Origin of the sequence: Vibrio olivae, from assembly GCF_042428525.1 — a bacterium.
Classification (GTDB): domain Bacteria; phylum Pseudomonadota; class Gammaproteobacteria; order Enterobacterales; family Vibrionaceae; genus Vibrio; species Vibrio olivae.
Genome location: NZ_JBHMEP010000023.1, coordinates 1 through 8,679, shown reverse-complemented (window position 1 = coordinate 8,679; position 8,679 = coordinate 1). Strand labels below are relative to the sequence as shown.

Annotated in this window: 4 protein-coding genes; all 4 read right to left on the bottom strand. The window is 45.8% G+C overall.

The window, feature by feature from the left end; all coding sequences use genetic code 11:
• Positions 1 to 6,282, bottom strand: a 6,282-nt coding sequence (locus tag ACFFUV_RS22940) for a hypothetical protein (RefSeq protein WP_390198123.1), incomplete at its 3' end; no start/stop codon positions are given.
• 87 nt (positions 6,283 to 6,369) lie between these two features.
• Positions 6,370 to 6,771: a hypothetical protein gene (locus tag ACFFUV_RS22935; protein WP_390198121.1), complete on the bottom strand. Its 402-nt coding sequence runs from the start codon at positions 6,769 to 6,771 to the stop codon at positions 6,370 to 6,372.
• Between the two features lie 386 nt (positions 6,772 to 7,157).
• Positions 7,158 to 7,754 (bottom strand): Lcl C-terminal domain-containing protein, encoded by a 597-nt coding sequence (locus ACFFUV_RS22930; RefSeq protein WP_390198118.1) that lies wholly within the window; start codon positions 7,752 to 7,754, stop codon positions 7,158 to 7,160.
• Between the two features lie 505 nt (positions 7,755 to 8,259).
• On the bottom strand, positions 8,260 to 8,679 hold a 420-nt coding region (locus ACFFUV_RS22925; RefSeq protein ID WP_390198115.1), incomplete at its 5' end, for a hypothetical protein.

Here is an 8,679-nt window from a genome sequence, read left to right as displayed (position 1 = left end):
CGAGAACTTCATGAGCTGTCTCCACAACTTACTCTCGCCCTTGTACACACCGGTCTGGACAGTAGCGAACGGGTCCCAGTTCCGGGGATCGGTGAGATCGCCTAACTTCCGGGCCGTAACCAGCGGATCTTGCAGCATATCTATGGCGTTAAGCTCCATGAACGGGGATGTCTGGGAAGCGATCTCATTGATCGTCCTGAACCCGATATAGGTAATGAACTGCCCGAACCAGCTATCCTCATTATCCTCCCTATATCCCATCAAAGCCCTTCCTATGGCTATCATCGTAGCGAATACTGCCATATTGATAAGCGATCGCTTGATATTGGTCTGCTCATAAGGATTAAGACTATGATATTCTTTCAGCACGTCATGTATTTCCTTCATCCTGCCTTCTGACATCATATTATAGATATCTCCGGCGAATCTCCATAACGTTCTCATATATCCCTCCTCGAACTGGTTGGTCTGGAAGTTAAACCCGGCTTTTTTGTATGCCCGTTGAATGGCAAGTATAAACCATCCACGATGAGGGAGCACCATGTTAAGGATAGCGTTCCGGCTAGCCCCCACCCGGTTCTGTTCGTTAAGGGCGCCGTCGCATATCTGCACCATACTCCTGACCCTGCTGGACAATGTAGGTATGTATCGGTCTATAATATCCTTATTAGCCTCGTTTTTAGCCACGATCTTCCCGTCCTTGACATTTACTAAGTTCCATATGGAATAATCCCTTAAACGCTCCCAATTACGTTTAGCCTCATTAGCGGACATATTCCTGTCCTTCATCATCATCTCCTTGAAATTAGAATATGACCAGAACTGACCCTCATGCAGGCGAGTGTCATCCATTACCGAGATAATAACCTGCGGGTCCAAAGGAGAGTTCAAAACCTCCATCATCTTAAATGGCAGATCCCGGAATAAGGTTCTCCAGATCTTGTTATATGCCGCCGATCGTACACGGTTGCGGACATTAAACACACCTAGGGCCTCACCGACAACATATAACTTATTGGTACGATTTATGTCCCCGATCTCAGACACGTACGTGCTTAACTGCTTCTGGGCTTCTCCATAAGCGTATTTCATGGAGTCCTTGCTTATGTACTGTCCTACCATACCTTCCAAAAGGAAGTTGGCCTGCCCGGTAAGGGCACCGGTAGCCGCCACGAACGGGGAGAAGCCTAGGTTGGATTTGGACACAAATTTGGTAAACATAAGGGCCAGCTTATTAAGATCGACCTTATAATTGCCTATATTCCATTCAGTCCGCTTATTGTTTATCCTAACGTCATAGATACTGGCGTTAACCCAGTCCTGAAACATCCTGTAGGCATGAGTGGCTTCTGGATTCTTTCCCCCATCATATTGTGTCTCAAGCATCATATTCCTATATCCCATAACATCATCCAAAGCAGCTCTCTTATACTTATAAGATGCCGCCTGAAGGGATAGCATAGAATAGGAGTACGCGAAGTCATGGGATACGTCATCGGCATTCTCTAGCTTGCTCAGATAGTACTTGGGGATCATGCGATATTTGTTATCGTTCTCATCAAGCCCTCCTAGGTCTTGTCCTTGACCATGTATGGGATCATCAACCCTCTCGCCAACGATGTCACGTACGGCGTTTCCGATGGCCGCCTTCGGGTCAACCCCGGCCTGCACCATCCTCTCCACTCCGCCCTTGGATATCTGTGGTATCTGGTAGATATTCCTGAAACGCTCATCATAATCCTCCATAGCCTTACGGCTTATGTTAAGCAATTCCTTCCTCATCTCCCACTTATCCTTGTTGATCGTGGCCTCCTCTCCTTCCTTGGTAATACCGTATTTTTTGAAGAAAGCCTCATTCTTGTACTTATCAAATCTAGGCGTATGATATCCATAACCTAGATCGGGATTATAATTAGGATTCCGGAAGGAACTCTCGAAATCAGCCTCATCTAACCATTGGTTGTTGATCGACAAATCAATCATATTAATATCGAAGCCGAAACGGGACACGCTTTCTTCCTTTGATATACCGCTTTCCATGGCATCAAAAAAATCCGACACCTTATACGTACCGTTATTTATCTTCCTGACAAAATCAGAATACCCTTTGGGAGAGTATTTTCTCATATAAGGATATAGCCGGGTTCTGGCATACTCAATAAGTATACTATTAGCCTTACCCATAGCTATATCATTAGCCAGCTTATCACTGAAATCAGGACCGTATTTTTTTCTAAGGAACGTTGTCTCCATGGATGTCCATGATGGATTCTTCTGTGACAGCTTGGCGGCCATCCTATCTACCTGACTCCGGGAGCGGGCAGACATATGTTCCTTGGCGAATTTAATCTCATCCATTCCCTTGTCGTATGTCACGGCATCCCTTAACGCATTACGGTAGGAATCTGTAACGCCACTCTCCACCGTATCGGGCATATTCATCTCAATATCCTCAGCGGAAGCGGCGGCGTTAATAACACTCTTGGCCTCGGCCAGACGGTCGTATAGCTCGTTTATCTTCCTTAATGACGATGATCCACGAAGACGATCGAAATCATACTCGCCATATCTGGTACTGTCCCGGTACTGAATAAGCAAAGGTCTTAACTGATCGTTAATCTCATTTATTGTTGCCATCGCCTCCTCTACCTTCTCTATCCTTGATGATGATACAGATTGCTCCGTGATCTTATCAACCAGATTCTCGTAATAATCACCCTCCTCGGATCCCCACATATCCTTGGAGAAGCCAAGATGACCACCGGCTAGCAGGAACTCGAATGCTGCCTTACCGCCCTCGGACCGCTCTATCCCACGCAGTATCTCCTTAAACTCGGCTGAAGCCTTACGACCCTCGTTGGTATTCCCGAACTCCTCGGCCCACGCCTCGTCCCATGCCTTGATCTCCTCGGACATCATCAACGCCTCGGACCCCGCTTCCTTTGGTGTCCCGTCGGAATACCACTCGCTCTTGGCTATAGCCCTATCACGAAGGATATCCAGATAAGATCTCCAAGCTATAGGGTCAGATTGGAAAGCGTCCCAATCGACCTTCTTGTTCTTAATAAACTTATCCATAGCCACATACCGGCTTCTACGGATACGGGTCATGAAATCGGACGTGGCTTGCGATACCCTACGACCCAGTCTTTCCTCGACCTTCTTATTAACTTTCTCGATCTTATCGTAATAAGCCTGCACCATAGGTTTCTCTTGGTTCTCATCCAACCACCTATTTATCGTATCCAGATACCGTTGCTGATCCTCGAACGTCATGTCCGAGATATCAAAATTCTGGATGGTAGGTTTGAATACATGATACACGGCCTTCGTAATAGGCTTATCCCCATCATATCCTACGATATCATCACGAGTCTTGACCTTAAGCCCCTTATCAGATAAAAGCATGTCGATAAGTTGCTTCTCGGTCTTACCCGTAACCTTTTTAAGATCATATATATCAATAATAGCTTTCGCCTGCTCTGTCCGATACAGTAAATCGTATTTGGCGAAATCACGGGACGAGTCAAGGTAATCAGAGTTCTTACCGTTTATCTTCTGTATAAGATCCTCATTATCCTTTATCCCCCATCCACGCTCTTTCATCATCTTAGTCATCTTATTGATATTAGCCACACCCTCAACATGAGCGTCGTTATAAGCCTTGGCAAGACGTTGCCCTAACATGCCTAAGATAGCGTTACCACTATGCTCCAGTGTGCCAAAGAATCGGGACATGACATTGATATCCTTATGGATGTTATTTATCAACTTCTTTATCCCATTCCAATATCTTTCCGGGATATTAAACATCCGAAGCTGTCCATCCAGCCAGTCCTCATTACGATCACTTCGAAGGGCGTTTATATCGGACATGGATGTCTCAGCCATACGTAATATATCATCCATATCCTCTACCATACCAACCTTATTGACGCCATAATAATCCTCCGCCTGATTATTGACGAATCCACGAAGATTCCTGATCAAAGGCACTATCTCCCCGTACACGTTATCGATAACCTGTATCGTCTCATAATCAAGTCCCTTGTCGCTCTTACGCAAGCTACTGGCAACAGTGACCAAATACTCCACCTCAGCCTTGGCGGTCGCTATGACACTCTTGGTGGATAGCAGGTTGTTGTTTTTATTAAGCTCACCACCGACTTGTCTCACCTTCTCGCCTATATCACGAAGAAGGGAGATACTCTCACCGATCCTCTGGCTTTGGCTTGACCTCATCCTCTGCAATCTAGTGTATAGCCTTTCCAATGACCTACCGTTCTTGATCAACTTATTAGCCACGTCAACATCCGATAATGAGTACATGAGATGGTCGCTATCCTTTAACAGAAGCACGTCAAATGCGCTTGGATCATCAGCTAACGCCGACTCCTTTATCCTATCAAGAACCTTATTCAAGTCTGATCTTTGAGTAGAGAAGAAATTCCGTATAGCCCGGATTATCCTGCCAAACAAGGAGAGCTGGGCGTCCTCGGACGAGGTCAGATCCTCCCCCGCCTGTTCCATGCCCGGAACGAACCGCTGGGCCAACGTCTTGCCTAGGATCTCCCGCTTCACCATCCGGTCTAGCTCCTCTCCTTGGTACTCCTTCCCATATACCTCATAATAACGACCAGCGAATTGATTCCATAGCGGCGTGCCGACAACCGAGTCTAGAATCTCATCGATCTCCTGCTGGTTACGATAAGTATCGATCAAGAAGTGAGCCACCTCCTCATTAAGATCCTCTACCGTAGCCCCCTCAGCCAAGGCAATAACCCCATTAGCCATATCGGATAAGGCCCTAGCCGAAGGCTCGACACCATTACGCATCTTATACTTATCCATATATTCGGACATACCCATCACACGGATACCTAACGTGGATAAGATGTTGGTGATATCAGTCCTGTTCTGAAGATCCTCCGCCTTCTCGTTCTCAATAACGCCACGGACATTGCTTCCGTATAAGGCGTTATCCTCCATCATCAACGACAAGGCTAGCTCCATGAATCCATCATACTTGTTATTAAGCTCCTCAAACTTACCTTGCCTTAACATGCCCTTGATCTCCGATCTGCTTACCGTAACCTTCTCCCCCGATGTCGTGATAAGATCAAGATCATTACTTACCTCCGTATCAAAACCTATAGAACCCAATACGTTCATTTCGGAGGACTGACTTCCAAATCTATTCCTGATGCTGGATAAGGCATCCATAGCGTTATAAATCTTAAGACCATCGGAGTTGCCGGCCCCGGTAAGATAATACATATCCCCCAGCCTTATACGCTCACCGCTTAACATACCTTTCTTGATAAGGTAATTAACAAAGCCTCCACGGGTGCTTATATCAGAATCGGAGCTGATGCTAAGGACAGGGATGAATGACTCCTTGTTATTGAGAGTTATGGAAGAAGAGCCAAAGGAGATGTCCGTCGCTCCGGTAGGGATGTCGCTCTCCTCGACACTGCCGGCCAAGAACCCGGCCTCGACCCGCCCGCCGGACGAGCCTTTTATGGCGTTGGCGTAAGTATCATATACCTTGCCATCATCCGATCTAAAGAACAGGCGAGGCTCACCGGAATCATATACCAATCTTGAAGATGGAGGCGTATAATTCTCGATATCATTTAAAGGCAAGACATTACCAGAAAATATGATCTCACCATCTATATTTCCACCCTTCACCCTGATATTAGGTCGTTGCCCGGTAAAAGCGCTTTCCACGGCCTTCCATAACATACGGGCTGTCTCCTTAATATCTATATTCTCCCTGATAGCCCTTATATCATCCCATGACGCCTCTTTCAGTATCGTATCGCCAATATTATCCTCGTTTATGGAATCCAGATCCACCTCCTGTACCGTGGACGTATCTACCACAGCCATATCATTGACATCACCTACCTCTCCGGAGGTAAGATAAGCCACGACATTGTCGCTATTCCCAAGGCTTCTGGCCAACGCCGGGGCATCCATATCGCTTATGGCGGACAAGACCTTGGCTGACATAAGTTGCCCCCACTCGCTGGCGCTAAGTCTGGCGCTTATGGATCTGGCCGCCTCCTTATTCCTTGGCACGGATCTCGTCCAGTCTCCGAACTTAGACCTGAACTTATCGTTATAAATAGTCATATAAGCTTCAGCGGCCTTATTAAGGTCACTTACGGCGGCTATGCCCGCTATCTTATCGAATAAGGTAGATACCTCTCCGGAAGGGGTCAAGACACGGGTTATCTTACCCTTACTATTTCTTTTAATTACGCAACTTGACATGACTTCATGTTTTTGACAAAGATAAACAAAAAGCCCCCACAAATAAGCGGAGGCTGATATTCTTATATTTCACAAATGAATCTATATCTATTCTGTACTATTACTATAGAGAAAATCATAAGCACAACCACCAGCGAAACCAGCTATATACGCTGCGTGCTCATCCTCTCCAACCTTAAATCCAAGCGACATATCACAAAACTGACATACACTCATGGCTACATGAAATGACTCATGGCAGGTATTTTTTATCGTTATATCATCATCGCTCGAAAAGTTCCAAAGTATAGCGAATCGACCATCATCATCCCTATCCTTTACCAAATTCACAAAAGACGCTTCCTTGTCCATATCCTCCTTATTTCCCCATTCCCCATTATGCTCAGGTTCCATATTCTCGAAACGATCACACAACGTCTTATAATCTAATCCAACCGTGATAATCAAATCCAACGGATATATCACGAAATCAAATTTCTTTTCTCTCATAATCCCCTTAATTTTTCTATAACCTCAAAACACATCTTACACTCAACTCTACGATACAACTGCCTTACGCCATCTACCGTAACCCAATAACGATCACCATCACGGTGCAGGAACTCACTCATAACCTTGGTATCAGCCACATCATGTAAATCGTATATCGTCAAGATCAAAATAAGTAACCTTATTATACGACATACAACGGATTTGTCTTCCATCAGGAATCTGAACATCGAAAACATTTATCTTCTCCATATTAAAAAATAGAGGGATACCGATCCCATCACAGACCTGTATCCCTTTATAATAAATTAGCGATGAAAAGCATGGTGATGGACATGCGCCACAAATGTAATTACAAATTTTGTAAAAACAAAGCAGTTCCATGGTTAAATGTCTCTGATGAACCGCACACTATAACGGCTGCCCTTACTGCTGCCGTTCACGCTGCCATCTTTGAAGTACACGCGATGCCCGTTGTTGGAGTCAAACTCTGAGCTAACCCAATAGGCTTTGGATGGACTGAGTTGTTGTCCACCAATAGCCGATAATGCGTTATTGACACTCGTCAAGTTCATGAATATCAACGCCAGTTGAGCGCATGATGGGATATACCAATCATCATATCCTTTAGCGTCAGCACTAGCTAAAAACGTATTAAGCACATGGCCAATTGTCGCATAGGAAGTATAAGGCCCATCACCGGTAGTCACCCCTTTTAATACATTGGAATTGGCTTTCCCATTCCAATCAGATAAAGCCCCGTTTGTCCATGCAGTAATATTTGCCGAAAGGTTAGGGGTACCATTGTATGAACCCGACTCCGGTTTTAGGTAACCTCTAATATCACTTCCATCTACTTTGTCATAATTTGTAATGCCGGTCTGATCCGTACCATATCCACCCCAATAAAAAATGGAAGTGCTGTCCTTCCCGGCTCCGGCTGTTACATAGCTTTCATTAAGATCCTCATATTTCTCAATCATAAATCTCTTACCTTGAGCGTTAAGGACAACGCCTATACAATCATCGGAAGGTGTGTACGTTATACTTCCATCAGGGCGAACATAAGAAATAAGGCAAGTACCGTTGCACTGACACGGAGCGTCACTCTTCAACACCCCATACACCCGATTGTCGCTAGTCAGCCACCGTTTACCGTCGCTTGTGATATAAGCCTGCCTACATCCCTCCTGATTCACCGTAAGCGTCTTCTTAACGCCTTTGGGGGTTGTTATCTCCAACTCAAGAGTACGGTCAAGACCTTTGTTCATTACCGAGCCAAAGGAAACAGCGGCGCTACCGGTCCCGGACCCGGGGCTGACGGTCAGAGGCTGGCCTGTTACCTCACCTACCCCGTCCTTCCAATTAATATTCAAATCATTATCCATATATATCATTTTTTTCGTTCTATTGCAAAGATAACAAAACAAATAAACCCCAACCGGATTTATCCAATTGGGGTTCGATACCATTATCTCCTAACTGTTATCATCTCGTCATCCTCAACACGGTTCTGGCGGCTGCTTGCGCCCATGTCCAGCTGTCATTAGATGTTACGTTAACCGTCTGTTGAGTACCATTTACATCCAAGTTAATAGTCTCCTTGTCAAGCTCGATAGTAGAGTCTCCAGCGGCTTGCGTTACCGTCACGTTGACTGTCTGACCACCAGCGGCGGTTACTTTCAATGTAGCCGTCAGTTCATCGATCGTGACGTTGGCCGGTACGTCCGAGATCGTGATGCTCCAAACGAACTCGCCAGCGGCTCCGGGGTCGTCGGCGATAACCGCTCCGTTAGCCGTAGTCTTTCCAGCCGCCGTGTAGTTAGCCGGGAGCTGTAACGTAAGCCCGTTCTCCTTAGCCGGCGTGACCGAAAATGTAAGCTTAGTACTGTTAGACTTACCGGTGAT